The organism is Acinetobacter tjernbergiae DSM 14971 = CIP 107465, from assembly GCF_000374425.1.
In the GTDB taxonomy this organism is placed as follows: domain Bacteria; phylum Pseudomonadota; class Gammaproteobacteria; order Pseudomonadales; family Moraxellaceae; genus Acinetobacter; species Acinetobacter tjernbergiae.
Genome location: NZ_KB894363.1, coordinates 54376 through 71989 on the forward strand (window position 1 = coordinate 54376; position 17614 = coordinate 71989).

The following is a 17614-nucleotide window of genomic DNA, read 5'->3' on the forward strand; positions in this document are numbered from 1 at the left end:
TAATTCCACATTTAGTATGAAGACAATTTGAACTATTCTTTTTCTAGGTCTGCACACATCAGACTAGAACATGAACATTCATCTATTTTCCATATGTTGTAACAACTTCTTAGATTCAAATTTCGGAATAGTCCTCTATTTATTTTGAATGATGATGCCAATTTACAACATACAAAACCATTGCGATTCCTGATGCTAGAAAAGTGAAGATTTTCTCGGCATTGTTCCGACTAGGATTTATACATGAAAAAGCTGATTAGCCTTTTTTTAAGTGTATCTGTGTTATTACTTGCAGCGTGCAGTAAACAACCTGATACCGCATCTACTGAGCAAAAAGCGAATGCTGGTGGATTACAAACTGTTGTTATGGCATCTACTGGCTCAGACGCTGATATTTGGCGTTATATTGCGACATTACCTGAAACTAAAGCCGCGGGTATTAAACTTGAAGTAAAAAACTTTACTGACTATGTTGCAATGAATACTGCCGTTGCCAATAAAGAAGTTGATATTAACGCCTTCCAATCTTACGCTTATCTTGTTGCTTTTAATGCCGCAAATAAAGACAAGATTGCACCTGTTTCAACGACTTATTTGGAACCAATGGGCATTTACTCAAGCAAAGTCAAAAAGGTTGAAGAATTTGCTCAAGGTGCAACAATTGCAATCCCAAATGACGGCGCAAATGAATCACGTGCTTTACTACTTTTACAAAGTGCTGGTTTAATCAAATTAAAAGCAGGCTTTGACCCAGTAAAAGGCACACCTGCTGACATTACTGAAAATGCAAAAGCAATTGTCATTAAACCAATTCAGATGGCAACAGCAGTTCGTGTAAAAGACGAAGTTGATGCGATCTTATTAGGTAATACATTGGCGTTGGAAGGTGGTCTAAACGTTCTTAAAGATGCAATCTATTACGAACCAATTGATCAAAGCACCAAGTTAAATGTAAATGTTTTAGCTGTGGCTGAATCACGTAAAAACGATGCTGTACTACAAAAAGTCGGTGCGCTTTACCATACAGAAGCAGTGAAAAAATATGTGCAAGAACACTTTGCAGGCACCAAAGTTGATGTAAACAAACCGACAAGCTATCTCACAGAAGCAAAATCGTAATATAATATTTTCAATGAAACAGGCAAAGTGACTTTGCCTGTTTTTTCTTTTTTGCTTAGTATTGACGAACATGATCCAATTTAAAAACATTTCGAAACACTACCAACTAAAAGGTCAAACGATCAACGCACTGGATCAAATTAATTTAGAGATTCCAGAAGGCAGTATCTTTGGCATTATTGGTTATAGTGGTGCAGGTAAAAGTACGTTGATCCGTTTGATTAATTTGCTTGAACGCCCGACTCAGGGACAAGTGATTATCAATCAGAAAGACTTTACTGCAATGGATGCACGTACGCTTCGTCAAGAACGTGCAAATATAGGCATGATCTTTCAGCACTTCAATTTACTGCAAACTAAAACAGTATCTGAAAATATTGAAATGCCGCTCAAATTATTGGGACATAGCAAAGCTGAGCGCGAAAAGCGTCTAGCGGAGCTATTAGAGTTCATTGATCTCAAACAAAAGAAAGATGCCTACCCCGATGAACTTTCAGGCGGACAAAAGCAACGCGTGGGTATCGCACGTGCGCTTGCCAATCATCCTAAAATTTTACTTTGTGATGAAGCCACCTCTGCACTTGATCCACAAACAACTCAATCCGTTTTAGCACTGTTAAAAAAGATTAATAAAGAACAAAATATCACCATTGTGATGGTCACGCATGAAATGGACGTGATTGAATCTGTTTGTGATTATGTTGCAGTGATGGAGGCAGGTCATGTCATTGAGACAGGACCTACCCTCAGTATTTTCAGCCAACCGCAACATTCAACGACCAAGACCTTCATTCAAACTGTTTTACAACAACAGTTACCAATTAATATCCTCAATAATCTTGAGTATAAACATCATAATAGTATTTATAATTTGCAGTTCTTGGGTACATCCGCGCAAGAAACCGTGATTCAAGCTGTAATTAAACAGTTTGATTTGAGCTTAAATATCCTATTTGCCAACATGACTGAAATCAATGGCACCGTGATTGGACAGATGTTTATTCAACTCTTAGGTGATCCCCTCATTATCCAAGAAGCAATCCAATTCTTAGAGCTTCAGGGTGTTAAAGTTGAGCAGTCTGGAGTCAGCCAATGAGAGATTTAATTGTACAATGGTTGACGGAAGCTTCTGCACCATTCTGGCAAAGTTCCCTTTCAATTGATCAGTTCGTCACAGCCCTACAAGAAACCTTCCAAATGGTTTTCTTCTCATTACTTTTTGGCTGTATTTGGGGATTGATTCAAGGGGTAACTCTAGTTGTCACTCGCACTGGCGGTATTTTACAGAACAGAGTGATTTATTACTTCCTCAACCCGATTGTCAATGCCCTGCGCTCTTTACCCTTTATCATTTTATTGATTGCCGTTATTCCACTGACTAAAATGCTCGTTGGTACATCTATTGGGACGTGGGCTGCGATTGTCCCCCTCACCATTTATGTTGGCCCATATTTAGGGCGATTGATTGAAACTTCATTACTTGAAGTGAATGAGGGTATTATTGAATCCGCTCAAGCAATGGGAGCTTCGCCTTGGCAAATTATCTTCAAGTTTATTATTCCTGAAGCACGTAGCTCATTGATTCTCAACCTCACCACAGGAACGATTTCTTTAATAGGTGCAACAGCAATGGCAGGTGCGGTCGGTGCAGGTGGTATCGGTGATTTAGCCATCTCTTATGGCTATCAACGCTTTGATACCAGTGTCGTTATTTTAACCGTGATTGTATTACTGGTTTTGGTTCAACTGGTTCAATCATTTGGTGATTGGTTAGCGAAATTACGCTAATCACAGCATAACAAGAAGCTCTCATTTTTGAGGGCTTTTTTGTTTCTTTCTATTTTAAGGAAAGTAAATCTGATTTGCCGCTTTGAATGTATTGACATGCAAAGGCACTAAATCATCGAGTTCTTGATAACCACCTGCCAACACAAACAGTAATGGAATTTTCATTTTCTTAGCCATCTCAAAAACTAAACGATCACGCTCGAACAATAATTCTGTGGTAAACCATTTTGAGCCATATTTATCATGTTGATGACAATCCATCCCCGCCTGATAAATAATTAAATCAGCATCCCAACGGGAAGCATATTGAAAACTTTCTAAAATTGCTTCTCGATATTGTTCAAAATCCCCCTGTTTCGGGTGAATATAACGAGTCAGACTCCGTTCACCAGACTTGCAACCAAAACGGATTCCAAAAATACTAAAATTAATTAGATTGGTCATACGATTGCTAAAGATCGCTGTGCCATCGCCACCGTGTTGATCACAATCTAAAATAAAAATACGCTTTTCAGGATATTGTTTAGCAACCAAAGCTAGGCCATTAAAAGTACAATATGCTGCGCCAGATTCATAACTGGCATGATGAAAACCTTGTGCAATATTTGCGGCAATCCCCTCTTTCAATGCAATTTCAGCACCCAATAATTGCCCTGCTTGCACTGATAAGATTGCATCACGTAATTGTTCATTCCAAGGTTTAAAACCCTGAATCGTTGCATATGCCGTTTCTCCAGATAAGAAAGCCTCCACATATTGCGGATTATGTAGTTTTTTTAAAATTTCAATATCAATTAAACCAGGATCAATCAATTCAACCATTTGATCCGTGCGTAGCACATCCGCAACGGCGGTCAGTTTTTCCATACTATTGGTATGCGTTCGTGCAAAATAGCGTGGAGCGTAACAAGCTTTTAGCATGGATGTCCTACATATAATTGATCTCGTGCAATCTCGATCAGTTGGCTCAACTCAGTCGTATCGGGTCGAAATAAACCATTATCAACCTGCTGTTTAAAATGATAACCAAACGCACGTGCGCGATTTTTTGGAGAAACAGCCAATGTCGTAAGCCGTAAAAACCAAAAACCATTCATTTGAGCAATTGGGATCACATATCCTTTATATTGTTTATTAGGCTGCTTTTCTAGCACATCAATGTCATAACTTGCAGAAAAAAGGCTACCTGCGGGTAAGCGCACCCCATTCATCATCAACGGAACTAAACTAATACAGGAATGATTATCTCCCATATTCAGTTTCTCCATCATGATGGGTAAACCTTTATCATCGACAAAAATGTTAATTTCACCCTGTCTCAATAAACGGTGATGGGCTATCCGCAAGAAAAACTTTTCTGCCATCGGACATGAGCCAACTTTGGGTTTTTCCTCTAAAGAATCACATTCGATCATTTCTATTGTATGTACTGTTTGTGGAAGAAGAATATCTGCAAGTAATTGACAGATTAATACGCTTTCTTCAAGTTCTGCATACTGGTGAATGGTACGAAGCTTCGCTTGGAAATCAACTTCTTGCTGCAAATTTTGGGTAAATGAATCTTGTGAATTGGCAACTTTTAGATACTGTTGCACATGCGGATCAATATCCAAATTGCGCCAAGTGTCCAATAGCAAACCATATGAAGAGCTTTGATTCAGAATATTTTTTAAACCTTTAATTTCATAATCTTCAAAAATACGAAAATCTTGAAAGCCCATCATATCTCGAGGTTGCGAAACGAATTCGGCAATCACACGTGTCGCTTGAGTATACCCACAACCACGACGTTCCGTTTGATGACTAAAATGTTCATTCAACATTTCTGTGAGTTTGGCAGACAAAGGATGTAAATATTTTTTGAAGATAATGACAATTTCATGATCGACCAAATCAGTCATAATGCTCTCTCTTTATTCTTATGATTTATTTTAGTTTCATCTCTAAATTTGTACTTCGTTAAATATTGTTAAATCTAATTCTTAAATTATTTAGCTTTAATTAAATATCTTACATATCAATAAAGATGAATATAAACCATTAATTTATCAAACTTTTATACCATCTTTATTTAAAACACACGGCTTGTCAACCTAAAAAATAAAGGTGTTCCAAGCAGTCATAATTTACCCTAAAAAGTCAGTCTTCAATACGGCTTCCTATCGGAACTTTTGCACTCTTATAGATTTACACTTAAACTGATTATATTCGGATGATTCAAATATTCCACCCAGCAATAACCTCATAAAACAGAGATTTAGGATTCGGCTATGCATTATAAAATTCATGCAATTGACGTAAAAAACACCTTAAAAAACTATATTTGGTTATTAGAAGATACGCATACCCATGAAGTTGTTGTGATTGATCCAACAGAAGCTGAGCTTGTGACTGATTTTTGCAAACAGCATCAACTTAAACTTAAACAAATTTGGCTGACCCATTGGCATCGTGATCATACCAATGGTGTACAAGATTTATTGGCAGATCAAAATCTGCAAGTATTTGGACCTCGTGAAGAACTCAGTAAAATTGCGCTTATTTCCCATCCCTTGCAACATGATAATCATTTTCATTTCAATCATTTGAAAATCGAAATTATTGCTACGCCTGGACACACCTTAGGTCATATTGTTTATTTTATTGAAGAAATAGATACGCTGTTCTGCGGAGATACTTTATTTGCAATGGGCTGCGGACGTTTATTTGAAGGTACAGCTGAACAAATGTACCATTCATTAAATCGACTCGCTGCATTACCAATCCAAACAAAAGTGTACTGCACACATGAATACACCCTCGCAAATGCAGAGTTTGCTTTAACGATTGAACCCCATAATGTGGCGTTGCAAGAGCGCATGAAACATATCAAAACATTAAGAGATGCAGAGCAAATGACGTTACCAAGCACAATTGAATTGGAGCTAGAAACAAACCCCTTTTTACGTACAGACAGTGCCGAAGACTTCGCACGTATACGTGCCCTAAAAGATCAATTTTAAGTTCAAGACACAATGTTGATGATTTCATTCTATGCTTTTAAATAAAGTGGAAAGTGAAATCATTTTTTACATTTAATTAAGCACAAAAATCAGAAAAACAACACATATCGCAACACCATCTAAAACGAATAAAATCATATGATTATAAAAAAACAAGATCTCAAATTTAAGATTAAATTCAGTTTTGATTAAACTAATTTTACATTAGTTACACGAAGAAAAATAAATATATGCAATGCCCCTTTAAAAAATTTTGGGTCACCCTTATTAATAGATATAAGTTAAAAGGAGTTCAAACATGAAAACTAGAGTTGTGAAAGCAAAAAATTTATTGGCTTTTCGTATTTGGTTAGAAAAATTAGGATATTCAGTGAAAAGTCTTGCTGATAACAGAGGCTTTACGTTCAGCTTTAAAAAAGAATATGGTCTTGTCACATGTGATTTATCTGGAAATGCTTTAGCTATGCAACTTGGCGAAGAATTTGAAGACCATTTAAAAGCATAATAATTATTTATATTTTAGGGTTCCAAATGGATTTGGAATCCTTAAGCTATGTTGAAAAATATTAACGACTTTAATCTCAGCATTAATCCATCATTTTCTAACCATCTCACATAAAATATCATTGGAACCAAATCGATTTCCAAGTATCATAATGCCCTAATCGAGGGATGCTGCGACAATTGATTGGTACTAAAGATCGATTTGCCAGGCTCGATGTAAGAAGCAACGCTTCGCAAGACAACGGCATCCGCGAACAGAATGATCCATACTATTTTTTCTAGGAGATCCTGATGAACGCGGTTACTGCTTCATTTACAGATTATAAAGTTGCTGATATTTCACTTGCTGATTATGGCCGTAAAGAAATCAAACTTGCTGAAGCAGAAATGCCGGCTTTGATTGGTTTACGTAAGCGTTATTCGGCTGAGAAACCACTTGCTGGTGCAAAAATCTTGGGTTGTATTCATATGACAATCCAAACGGCTGTACTGATTGAAACATTAGTTGAACTCGGTGCAGAAGTGCGTTGGACATCTTGTAACATCTTCTCTACTCAAGATCACGCTGCTGCTGCTATCGCTGCTGCGGGTATTCCTGTGTTTGCTTGGAAAGGCGAAACTGAAGAAGAATACATGTGGTGTCTTGAACAACAAATCAATGTAAATGGCACACCTTGGGACGCCAACATGATTCTTGATGATGGTGGTGATTTAACACTACTTGTTCACGAAAAATACCCTGAAGTGATTGCAAAAATCCACGGTGTAACTGAAGAAACCACAACAGGTGTTCAACGTCTGTATGAAATGTTACGTGATAGTACTTTAAAAGTTCCTGCAATCAACGTAAATGATTCCGTAACGAAATCTAAAAACGACAACAAATATGGTTGCCGCCATTCTCTAAATGATGCGATCAAACGTGGTACAGATATGTTGTTATCTGGTCGTCGTGCACTTGTGATCGGTTACGGTGACGTAGGTAAAGGTTCTGCACAATCACTTCGTCAAGAAGGCATGATTGTACGTGTAACTGAAGTAGATCCAATCTGTGCAATGCAAGCATGCATGGACGGTTACGAAGTTGTATCTCCATACAAAAATGGCGTTCAAACAGGCAAGAAAGAAGACATCAATCTTGAGCTTCTTCAAAACACTGACCTTATTGTAACCACAACGGGTAACTACCACGTTTGTGATTCAGCAATGCTTGATTCATTAAAAGCGGGCTCGGTAGTTTGTAATATCGGTCACTTTGATACTGAAATCGACACGAACTACCTACGTGGCTACAAATGGGTTGAAGTTAAGCCTCAAGTTCACCAAGTGTATCGTTCAGAAAATGAAAATGATTACTTAATCCTTCTTTCAGAAGGTCGTTTGGTTAACCTAGGTAATGCGACTGGTCACCCATCACGTATTATGGATGGTTCTTTTGCTAACCAAGTGTTAGGTCAAATACACTTGTTCGCTGAGAAATTTGCCGATCTTCCTGAAGATCAAAAAGCTGCGAAAATCCGTGTAGAACTGATTCCTAAGAAATTAGATGAAGAAGTAGCTGCTGCAATGGTACTTGGTTTTGGTGGTGTATTAACCCAACTCACTCAAGTACAAGCAGACTACTTAGGTGTTCCTGTTGAAGGGCCGTTCAAATCTGACGCTTATAAATACTAAGAAAATCAGGGCAGACGTTTTACGGACTGCCCTTTTTTCTAAAATTTTTGTATGTATTTAAAAAGGATTTGAAATGACTAAACGTGTTCCTATTTCTTTTGAATTTTTCCCACCAAAAACAGATGCAGGTGCGGAAAAACTACGTGGCGTTCATCAAGAATTACAGCTATTAAATCCAGAGTTTTTCTCAATTACTTATGGTGCGGGTGGTTCTACACGTGAACGTACTTTAGCTGCAATTAATGATTTTAATGGTAAAGGTACACCAGTTGCACCTCACCTTTCTTGTATCGGTGATGACAAGGCACGTATTGCTGAACTTTTAGATTTGTATAAATCTCAAGGTATTGATCGTATCGTCGCTTTACGTGGTGACTTACCCTCAGGTCAAGTTGGTCTGGGTGAACTCCCTTATGCACAAGACTTAGTTCGTTTTATCCGTGAACATTCAGGCGATTACTTTCATATTGAAGTTGCAGCTTATCCTGAAATGCACCCACAAGCAGAAAGCTTTGACACAGACATCAAACGTTTTGTCGAAAAAGTAAATGCAGGTGCAAATGCAGGTATTACCCAATTCTTCTTCAATCCAGATGCATATTTTTACTTCATCGAACGTATTGCGAAAGCAGGTGTGAATATTCCAGTTGCGCCAGGGATTATGCCAATCACCAATGCAAGTAATTTAATTCGCTTTGCAGATGGGACTGGGGCTGAAATCCCACGTTGGATCCGTAAACAACTTGCTGCCTATGGTGATGACAGCGAAAGTATTAAAGCATTTGGTCATGAAGTGATTGTCAAACTTTGCGAACGTTTGATCGCTGGTGGTGCGCCAACACTCCATTTTTATTCAATGAACCAAACTGAGCCAACTCGACAACTTGTTGTTGATCTTGGTTTAAATTAATTTGTAAGAGTCTCGCCCAAACATGAATCGTTTTTATATCGAAGCCGAATTAAATATTGGTAACACTATCGAATTAACGGAATCGGTGTTTCATCATTGGGTACGTGTACTTCGTGCAAAAGAGCAAGAACAGGCCATCTTTTTCAATGGAAAAGGTGGTGAGTTTCTCGTGACATTGAATGAAATTAATAAAAAAAATGCGTTCGTATCGGTTGATCATTTTAATGCCTCAGATAGAACTCCACCTTTTCAAGTGATTTTAGGTCAGGTCATGAGTAAAGGTGATCGTATGGATTATGCGATTCAAAAAGCAACTGAACTTGGCGTTACAACAATTCAACTATTAACTAGTGAACGATGCGAAATGCGGTTAAGATATGATCGTGATCAAAAGAAATTAGATCATTGGCAATCAATTGTTATCGCGGCGTGCGAACAATGTGGAATGAATAGAGTGCCAAAGGTTTTAGCTCCTATTGCATTAAGTGATTGGATCAAATCAGAACAGTTACCACAGTCACGTTTTGTACTCGCACCAAATAAAGATCAAGCAAACGTATTGCTAAATAGCACACCTGATTTAGCACTACTAATTGGTCCTGAAGGTGGTTTAAGTGAAGCAGAAATTGATACTGCGAACCAAAACCATTTTCAAAACTGGTGTATCGGAGATCGTGTTTTAAGGACAGAAACCGCTCCAATCGTAGCTTTATCAGTTTTAAATTATCACTTTTCAATCAAATAAAGTATTTACATTGCTTTCGTATTGGTTTAGCGGTAATTTAAAATAAAACTCTACTCTGTTTACAAAAAAACAAAGACTGTGAACATAGATAAAAAATGAAAAGGACTATTTTTTGTATGCTTGGGGTTCATGAAAAAAGTTTGCCGCATTTTATTTATACGGATCAAATTAACTATACAAATCACGTACGCCTATTTATTTTAAGCGTATTCTGCATTTCGCTTTTAGATTATCTATTATTTGGTTTTTTCTATTCTTTTAATGCAAATATTTTTACAACTTGGATTGGCATTACTCTCACGCTACTCTTTTGTTTTTATTGTGTTTGTCATTTTTCATTAAAACATTATTCTTCTGTACGATTTGCCCAAAGAACCAATATCACGTTCCAAATTATTTGCTTTTTCACAGGCTTATTACTGGGCGTTAGTACGATTATTATCAATTATTTTTTAGTGAAAGATGTACCCGATTTGTCTGGTTCTCATGTTCTCACCTTAACAGCATTGTTGCTAACGTCATCACATATTATTGCTCTCACCTTCCTTACCCAACATATTCGATACTTCTTTTTATTCTTTATTCCAAGTATCACCCCATTAGTTATTTCCCAAATTATACATAGAGATCAAGAGCATAGTCTCTTTTATCTCGCTTATTACTCATCTTTTTTTGCTACATTATTATGCGCACAAGCAACTTTCAAAATCCATCAACGCTTATATCAAGTATTAGAAAAGAATAAACAATTGATTGATGTGGCTGAACAACACAACCAGTGGACAGAAGAACTGTGCCAACAATTACAACGTGAAGTCAATAAGTCTAAAGATATTGAAGCTCAGCTTCAATTTAACAATCACCTGCTAGAACAAAAGGTTCGGGAACGTACTTTTGACCTGACTGAAATGAATGATAGTTTGCAAGAACATCGTCAAAATTTAGCTTTTGCTCATGAAACTGCGGGGATACGCCCGTGGGAGTGGAATCTTGAAAATAATACAGTTGGTATAACCAATTCTCACCGTAAAGAAGTCACGCGGGACTCTGAAAACCACTATTCCCTACTGCATAAAATTGTACATCCAGATGATGTTGAGCGAGTTAAAAATACCTTATACAATCATCTTTGCGGCCAAACCAAACGTTATGAAGAAACTTTTCGGATTAAACGTCCAAGCGGTGAATGGGTTTGGATTCATGATGTTGGACAAGTTATTTTAAGAAACCCGAAAGATGAAACACCATTACGTATGGTCGGTATCCATCGAGATATTAATCAAGAAAAAAAAGATCAAGAACGTCTAAAATTAGCTGCTAGTGTGTTTGAACAGGCTTCCGAAGGTATCTTTATTCTAGATGAAAGCTTTCATTATCTCGAAATCAATCCCAAATATGAGCAACTGACAGGCTTAGACAAACAATTTATTTTAGAAAAACAGCTTTTTGAAATTACCAAGCAAAATAAACAGCACCATTATAATTTTCACCTCTCTATTCTGGACACCCTACATGAAGAATATGAATACGAAGGTGAATTTCAAGAAACCTACCTTTCTGAAAAATCATGTTTTTTATGGATACACATTAATGCTGTAAAAGATGAAGCTGATCGAATAATCAACTATATTGGTATTGTCTCTGATCAAACTGAGCGTAAACACCAAGAACAACGCCTATCCTATTTAACCAATTATGACACTTTAACGGATCTACCAAACCGTTTTTATTATCATCAGCAATTACATCAGTATCTAATTAATGAAGCTTCGATTCAGCATTTAGCTGTTATTAGGTTAAATATCGACCGCTTCCGTGCTTTAAATGAATTACTTAGTAATCAAGCAGGAAATGAACTCTTAAAGCAAGTAGCTCAACGCTTGCGTATTAGCAATATCGATGCGCTTTTAGTCGCACATCTAAGTGCAGATGATTTCGCCATCATTTATGAAATGTCTCCACTCCATCCACCAATTAACCAATTGTGTAGCAATATTGTTGAAGCCTTTAGTAAACCATTTTATATTGCAGATCAAGAATATGTCGTAAGTATTTCAATTGGCGTTGCCATTTATCCTGAACATGGTCGTCAAGTTGACAACCTAAACACACATGCCGAGCAAGCACTCACAGAAGCTAAACGTTTAGGTGGCAATACCATTCGCTACTATTCAAGTGAACGAACTAACTTTGTCGCCAAACATACTGACTTAGAACTCGACTTACGAAAAGCCATCCAAAATAATGAACTCGTTGTTTATTATCAACCTAAAATTACCACTCAAAATTGTCAAATTAATGGATTCGAAGCTCTGATTCGCTGGAAACACCCAACGAAAGGGCTGATTATGCCCGATATTTTTATTCCTTTAGCAGAAAGCACTAGCCTAATCTCAGATATTGGACGCTTCGTCTTGTATGAGGCTGCTAAACAATTGCAAGAATGGCAGAAACTAGGCTTTACTCAAATTCATATCGCTGTAAATATAGTAGCGCAGCAAATTTTACGTGGTCAGTTATTACATGATATCGATGCTGTACTCGATCAATATTCAATTACTGGCGAGAATCTAGAATTAGAAATTACCGAATCAGCATTTCTTGAAAATACCGAAAATGTGAAAACAGTTTTATGCGCCCTAAAAGAACGTAATATTTCGATTGCACTGGATGACTTCGGAACAGGATATTCCTCCCTTGCCTACCTTACCGAATATCCAATTGATATTCTAAAAATTGATCGAGCTTTCATTTCAAAAATTGGCAATCCAAAACAAGATGCGATTGTTAATGCCATGATCGCAATGGGGAGAACAATTGGCTTAAAAGTTGTTGCAGAAGGCGTTGAGACTGAACAACAACGCGACTACTTAAAACGACAAAATTGTGACATATTACAGGGTTACTTATTTGCTAAGCCATTAACTGCAATTCATGCGACTGAATACCTACAACAACATATGCGACTATCAATTGCCAGATATTCCATTTAGAACCCATTTTGAGCTTGTGGCAGTTTATTTTTCTCTAATTATAAATTGTCAATAAGCATGATCGTTTAGTGAAAATAAGCTTTTTTGACTGGGCGAAAACATGAACTAATGCTATATTCTTGTGCACTTATCTTAATATAATAATCAGCCATATATATGCCTGATTATTATCGGAACAATCGAGACTCAGATGGACGATCAATCTTTAAAAGAAGCCGCTTTGTATTACCATGAATTTCCAACACCAGGAAAAATCAGTGTGACACCGAGCAAGCAACTCGTTAACCAACGGGATCTAGCGCTTGCATATTCACCAGGTGTTGCTGCTCCATGTTTGGAAATCGAACGAGATCCTTCTGCCGCTGCAAAATATACAGCACGCGGAAATCTGGTCGCCGTTGTGAGTAATGGTACAGCCGTGCTTGGTTTAGGAAACATTGGTCCTCTTGCTTCTAAGCCTGTAATGGAAGGTAAAGGCGTTCTATTCAAAAAGTTCGCAGGTGTTGATGTATTTGATATTGAAATTGCCGAGAATGATCCAGACAAGATCGTTGATATCGTTGCTTCATTAGAACCAACTTTTGGTGGTATCAATCTCGAAGATATCAAAGCACCAGAATGTTTCTATATTGAAAAGAAACTTCGTGAACGCATGAAAATTCCTGTGTTCCATGATGACCAACACGGTACAAGTATTATCGTAGGTTCAGCGCTACTCAATGCTTTACAGCTTGTTAATAAAAAAATTGATGAGATCAAAATCGTTGCATCTGGTGCAGGTGCTGCTGCACTTTCATGCTTAGATTTACTTTGCGCTCTCGGCGTGAATAAAGAAAATATCATTGTTGCTGATTCTCGTGGTCTTCTGACGACTTCTCGTGAAGGACTTGATGAATCGAAAAAACGTTATGTTCAAGACATTCAAGCAACGCAATTACATGAAGTAATGGCAGGCGCAGACATGTTCTTGGGTCTTTCAGCAGCAGGGATTTTAACCAAAGAAATGGTTAAACAAATGGCTGAGAATCCAATCATTTTCGCCCTTGCAAATCCAGATCCAGAAATTTTACCTGAACATGCACATGAAGTACGTTCAGACGTGATTATGGCAACGGGTCGTTCAGATTATCCAAACCAAGTAAACAATGCGCTTTGCTTCCCATATATCTTCCGTGGTGCACTCGATGTTGGTGCAACAACAATCAATGAAGATATGAAAATCGCTTGTGTTCATGCGATTGCGCGTATGGCACATATTGAAGCTGACGCAGCAACTTATGGTGAAAAATCTGCATCATTTGGTCGTGATTACCTCATCCCTCGCCCACTAGATCAACGCCTGATTTTAGAAATTGCACCAGCCGTTGCTAAAGCTGCAATGGATTCTGGTGTTGCAACACGTCCAATTGAAGACTTCTCGGTATACCGTCAAAGACTTTCTGAGTTTGTTTATAACTCAGCATTCTTAATGAAACCTATCTTCTCTCAAGCAAAAACTGATCCTAAACGTATCGCTTATGCTGAGGGTGAAGATCAACGTGTATTACGTGCAGTTCAAATCGTAGTTGATGAAGGTTTAGCTAAGCCAGTCTTGATTGGTCGTACTGCTGTGATCGAAGACAACATCAAAAAGCTTGGCTTACGTTTACAACATGGCGTGAACATCGAAATCGTCGATCAAGAAACTAATCCTTTATATGATGATTTCTGGAAAGATTATCATCAGACCATGCAACGTAAAGGTGTGACTGTTGAATATGCACAACGTGAAGCACGTCGTCGCTCAACACTTATTGCTGCGTTGTTGGTTAAATTTGGCAAAGCTGATGGTATGTTATGTGGTACTTATTCAAGCTACGACATCCATTTAGATTTCGTCAAAAATGTGATTGGCTTAAAAGAAGGTCGTAGCACCCTCTTTACACTCAATGCATTAATGCTTGAAGATCGTAACTTATTTATTGCCGATACTTATGTAAATACAAATCCGACTGCTGAACAACTTGCTGAAATGACAATTTTAGCAGCTGAAGAAGTTCGTCGTTTTGGTATGACACCTCGTGTTGCTTTACTTTCGCATTCAAGCTTTGGTAGTGATCAAGTTGATCCTAGCGCTCAAAAAATGCGTGAAGTTTATCGCTTACTTTCTAAACAAGCACCAGAACTTGAAGTTGAAGGTGAAATGCATGGTGATGCAGCATTGGATGATAACATTCGTCATTTTGCATTCCCAAATTCACGCTTTAAAGGTTCAGCGAACTTGTTGATTATGCCGAATCTAGATTCTGCAAATATCTCATTCAACTTATTAAAAGCAACATCTGGTAATAATGTAACAATCGGCCCTATTCTTTTAGGTGCTGCAAAACCAGTACATATTTTAACACCGACTGCGACAACTCGCCGTTTAGTGAATATGACTGCTTTAACAGTTGCGGAAATTCAACAAAGCCGAAACTAATCAATTTAAGCAAAGCTTTTAACATTAAAAGCTTTGCTTAATGCTTGAGAAAACCTCTATTCTGTAGCATGATTGTGTGAAGAATCGAGGTTTTTTCATGCAAGTTTATTTAGTAGGCGGTGCTGTTCGAGATCATTTGCTCGGTCATCCCTATCACGAAAAAGATTATGTTGTGGTTGGAGCAACGCCCGAACAATTATTATCCGAAGGCTACCAACCCGTTGGAAAAGATTTTCCCGTATTTCTTCATCCAAAAACAAAAGAAGAATATGCACTTGCGCGTACCGAACGAAAATCAGGCATTGGCTATCATGGCTTCCAATTTTTCACAGATACAACGGTTAAATTGGAAGAAGATCTCATTCGTCGTGATTTAACAATTAATGCGATGGCAATGGATGATGCTGGTCAAGTTTATGATCCCTATGGTGGTCAACAAGACCTTAATCAGAAAATACTCCGCCATGTTTCAGATGCCTTTACAGAAGACCCTTTACGCGTGCTCCGTGTCGCTCGCTTCGCTGCACGTTATGCCAGTTATGGGTTTCAAATTGCCGAAGAAACATTGCAATTAATGAAAAGCATTGCCGATTCAGGTGAATTAAATGCTTTGACACCTGAACGTGTCTGGAAAGAAACATCTCGTGCATTAATGGAAGATCATGCAGATATCTATTTCCAAACACTCAAAGATTGCGATGCGCTAAAAATCTTATTTCCTGAGATAGATGCCTTATTTGGTATCCCACAACGCCCTGAGTACCACCCTGAAATAGACTGTGGCATTCATACATTAATGGCATTAAAACAGGCTTGTCAGGCAAATTATGCCTTAGACGTACGTTTTTCTGTTTTAGTGCATGACTTAGGTAAAGCACTCACCCCTATTGATGAGCTACCAAGACATATCATGCATGAAGAACGTGGTTTACAACCCGTTACTGATGTCTGTGAACGTTTAAAAGTCCCAACTCATTTAAAAAATTTGGCTTTAATTGTTTGCAAAGAACATTTGAAATGCCATCAAATCAAGAATTTGAAACCTGGTACTGTATGGCGTTTACTACAGCGCTTGGATGTTTTGCGTAGACCCGAAAAGGTACAAGCATTTGTGCAAGCCTGTGAATGTGATGCCAAAGGTCGTTTAGGTTTAGAAGACCGTCCTTATCCACAGGCGCAGTATATTTTGGATGCGATGGAGATCGTTAGAAATATCAAAGCACAAGATTTACCTGAACATATTCAAGGTGCAGAAATTGGTGAAATGCTGATTCAGTATCGAATTGAAGCCTTAGCAAAATTTAAAGCACAGTATGGCGAATAGTCTCAACCAAATTACAAATAAATAAAAACCCAGTCAAAATGACTGGGTTTTTAAACTTTTACTGATTCAATAAAAATTATTGAGCAGCAGCAGCCTGAGCAGCAGCAACTTCATCAGCGAAGCTCATTTCAGCTTTCTTCTCAATACCTTCGCCTACTTCGAAACGAGTGAATTGAGCTACAACAGTACCCGTTGCTTTTAATACGTCAGCAACTTTCTTGTCGTTGTCGATAACATACATTTGACGATCAAGCGCAACTTCGTTCAAGTATTTTTCAACTGAACCAGTCACCATTTTCTCAACGATGTTTGCAGGCTTACCAGATTCTAATGCTTTCGCTTCAGCAATTTCTTTTTCTTTAGCGATTAAATCAGCAGAAACTGATTCAGCATTTACAGCAACTGGGTTGAACGCAGCAACGTGCATTGCAATACCTTTACCAGTGTCAGCATCACCTGTGTAAGAAACAACTACACCGATTTTTAAACCGTGTTTGTAAACTGCAAGGTTTTCACCTTCAACAATAGCAGCACGACGAACTTGAATGTTTTCACCAATCTTTTGAACAAGAGCAACACGTGCTTCTTCTACAGTCGTGCCATCTTCAAGTTTAAGTTCAGCAATTTTAGCAGCATCAGTTTCATTTGCAGCAAGTGCAACAGCAGCAACTTTTGCAGAGAAACCAGCAAAGTTTTCGTCTTTAGCAACGAAGTCAGTTTGACAATTCACTTCAACAAGAATTGCTTTATTACCGTTTTGGATGATAGTGATCGCACCATCAGCAGCAATGTTACCTGCTTTTTTAGCAGCTTTTGCTTGACCTGATTTACGAAGGTTATCAATCGCAAGTTCGATGTCACCGCCTGCTTCTGTTAATGCTTTTTTGCATTCCATCATTGCAAGACCAGTGCGGTCACGTAATTCTTTTACCATGCTAGCAGTAACTGCAGTCATGTTGTTCTCCTAAAATCGGTAGAATATGAATCTGTTCAACAAAAACGGCCCAAAGTTTTCTCTGGGCCGTTTTGCTTTCTCGACGCTCAATTTGTCATCATTTTAAATCACAAAAATGACAAGCTTGCGTCAAAACGCA

At 37.9% G+C, this 17614-nt stretch carries 14 protein-coding genes; 11 read left to right on the plus strand and 3 right to left on the minus strand.

Annotation, left to right across the window (positions count from 1 at the left end; translation table 11 throughout):
* Nucleotides 1-243: 243 nt before the first annotated feature.
* The 3 genes from C502_RS0109590 (at nt 244) to C502_RS0109600 (ending at nt 2907) form a co-directional block, all read left to right on the plus strand.
* Nucleotides 244-1119, plus strand: coding sequence for a MetQ/NlpA family ABC transporter substrate-binding protein (locus C502_RS0109590; RefSeq protein ID WP_018678611.1), 876 nt, complete (start codon nt 244-246; stop codon nt 1117-1119).
* A gap of 70 nt (nt 1120-1189) precedes the next feature.
* On the plus strand, nt 1190-2215 hold the full coding sequence (locus C502_RS0109595; protein WP_018678612.1) for a methionine ABC transporter ATP-binding protein: 1026 nt from the start codon (nt 1190-1192) through the stop codon (nt 2213-2215).
* Nucleotides 2212-2907 (plus strand): methionine ABC transporter permease, encoded by a 696-nt coding sequence (locus C502_RS0109600; RefSeq protein ID WP_018678613.1) that lies wholly within the window; start codon nt 2212-2214, stop codon nt 2905-2907. Before C502_RS0109595 ends, C502_RS0109600 begins: the two co-directional genes overlap by 4 nt.
* Nucleotides 2908-2961: 54 nt before the next feature.
* Here the strand turns inward: C502_RS0109600 and C502_RS0109605 are convergent, their stop codons facing one another.
* Together C502_RS0109605 and C502_RS0109610 are read right to left on the minus strand one after the other, a co-directional pair.
* Nucleotides 2962-3828 (minus strand): arginase family protein, encoded by an 867-nt coding sequence (locus C502_RS0109605; protein WP_018678614.1) that lies wholly within the window; start codon nt 3826-3828, stop codon nt 2962-2964.
* Entirely contained in the window at nt 3822-4808 is a 987-nt protein-coding gene (locus C502_RS0109610; RefSeq protein WP_018678615.1) for a hypothetical protein, read from the minus strand. Before C502_RS0109610 ends, C502_RS0109605 begins: the two co-directional genes overlap by 7 nt.
* 369 nt (nt 4809-5177) lie before the next feature.
* Between C502_RS0109610 and gloB the strand changes: the two genes are divergently transcribed.
* The 8 genes from gloB (at nt 5178) to C502_RS0109650 (ending at nt 16520) form a co-directional block, all read left to right on the plus strand.
* On the plus strand, nt 5178-5909 hold the full coding sequence (gene gloB / locus C502_RS0109615) for a hydroxyacylglutathione hydrolase (RefSeq protein ID WP_018678616.1): 732 nt from the start codon (nt 5178-5180) through the stop codon (nt 5907-5909).
* Between the two features lie 298 nt (nt 5910-6207).
* Complete coding sequence (locus C502_RS0109620) at nt 6208-6414, plus strand: hypothetical protein (RefSeq protein WP_018678617.1); 207 nt, start codon at nt 6208-6210, stop codon at nt 6412-6414.
* A gap of 290 nt (nt 6415-6704) precedes the next feature.
* A complete protein-coding gene (gene ahcY, locus C502_RS0109625; protein WP_018678618.1) occupies nt 6705-8087 on the plus strand; it encodes an adenosylhomocysteinase in 1383 nt (460 codons plus the stop codon).
* Between the two features lie 73 nt (nt 8088-8160).
* Nucleotides 8161-8997 carry a methylenetetrahydrofolate reductase [NAD(P)H] gene (gene metF, locus C502_RS0109630; protein WP_018678619.1) on the plus strand — a complete coding sequence of 279 codons (837 nt, stop codon included), beginning with the start codon at nt 8161-8163 and terminating at the stop codon, nt 8995-8997.
* A 22-nt stretch (nt 8998-9019) separates the two neighbouring features.
* Nucleotides 9020-9742, plus strand: coding sequence for a 16S rRNA (uracil(1498)-N(3))-methyltransferase (locus C502_RS0109635; protein WP_018678620.1), 723 nt, complete (start codon nt 9020-9022; stop codon nt 9740-9742).
* 116 nt (nt 9743-9858) lie between these two features.
* Entirely contained in the window at nt 9859-12735 is a 2877-nt protein-coding gene (locus C502_RS0109640; RefSeq protein ID WP_018678621.1) for a bifunctional diguanylate cyclase/phosphodiesterase, read from the plus strand.
* Between the two features lie 190 nt (nt 12736-12925).
* Nucleotides 12926-15196 (plus strand): NADP-dependent malic enzyme, encoded by a 2271-nt coding sequence (locus C502_RS0109645; protein WP_018678622.1) that lies wholly within the window; start codon nt 12926-12928, stop codon nt 15194-15196.
* A 97-nt stretch (nt 15197-15293) separates the two neighbouring features.
* A complete protein-coding gene (locus C502_RS0109650; RefSeq protein WP_018678623.1) occupies nt 15294-16520 on the plus strand; it encodes a multifunctional CCA addition/repair protein in 1227 nt (408 codons plus the stop codon).
* 76 nt (nt 16521-16596) lie between these two features.
* On the opposite strand, the gene tsf is transcribed toward C502_RS0109650, so the two are convergent.
* A complete protein-coding gene (gene tsf, locus C502_RS0109655; RefSeq protein ID WP_018678624.1) occupies nt 16597-17475 on the minus strand; it encodes a translation elongation factor Ts in 879 nt (292 codons plus the stop codon).
* Between the last annotated feature and the right edge of the window lie 139 nt (nt 17476-17614).

Excerpts from the sequence above, each read along its gene's own strand:
- gloB (WP_018678616.1), top strand. The coding sequence starts at position 5,178 with ATGCATTATAAAATTCATGCAATTGACGTAAAAAACACCTTAAAAAAC.
- C502_RS0109610 (WP_018678615.1), bottom strand. The coding sequence starts at position 4,808 with ATGACTGATTTGGTCGATCATGAAATTGTCATTATCTTCAAAAAATAT.
- ahcY (WP_018678618.1), top strand. The coding sequence starts at position 6,705 with ATGAACGCGGTTACTGCTTCATTTACAGATTATAAAGTTGCTGATATT.
- C502_RS0109650 (WP_018678623.1), top strand. The coding sequence starts at position 15,294 with ATGCAAGTTTATTTAGTAGGCGGTGCTGTTCGAGATCATTTGCTCGGT.
- C502_RS0109620 (WP_018678617.1), top strand. The coding sequence starts at position 6,208 with ATGAAAACTAGAGTTGTGAAAGCAAAAAATTTATTGGCTTTTCGTATT.
- C502_RS0109635 (WP_018678620.1), top strand. The coding sequence starts at position 9,020 with ATGAATCGTTTTTATATCGAAGCCGAATTAAATATTGGTAACACTATC.
- metF (WP_018678619.1), top strand. The coding sequence starts at position 8,161 with ATGACTAAACGTGTTCCTATTTCTTTTGAATTTTTCCCACCAAAAACA.
- C502_RS0109590 (WP_018678611.1), top strand. The coding sequence starts at position 244 with ATGAAAAAGCTGATTAGCCTTTTTTTAAGTGTATCTGTGTTATTACTT.
- C502_RS0109600 (WP_018678613.1), top strand. The coding sequence starts at position 2,212 with ATGAGAGATTTAATTGTACAATGGTTGACGGAAGCTTCTGCACCATTC.
- C502_RS0109645 (WP_018678622.1), top strand. The coding sequence starts at position 12,926 with ATGGACGATCAATCTTTAAAAGAAGCCGCTTTGTATTACCATGAATTT.
- C502_RS0109605 (WP_018678614.1), bottom strand. The coding sequence starts at position 3,828 with ATGCTAAAAGCTTGTTACGCTCCACGCTATTTTGCACGAACGCATACC.
- C502_RS0109595 (WP_018678612.1), top strand. The coding sequence starts at position 1,190 with ATGATCCAATTTAAAAACATTTCGAAACACTACCAACTAAAAGGTCAA.
- tsf (WP_018678624.1), bottom strand. The coding sequence starts at position 17,475 with ATGACTGCAGTTACTGCTAGCATGGTAAAAGAATTACGTGACCGCACT.
- C502_RS0109640 (WP_018678621.1), top strand. The coding sequence starts at position 9,859 with ATGCTTGGGGTTCATGAAAAAAGTTTGCCGCATTTTATTTATACGGAT.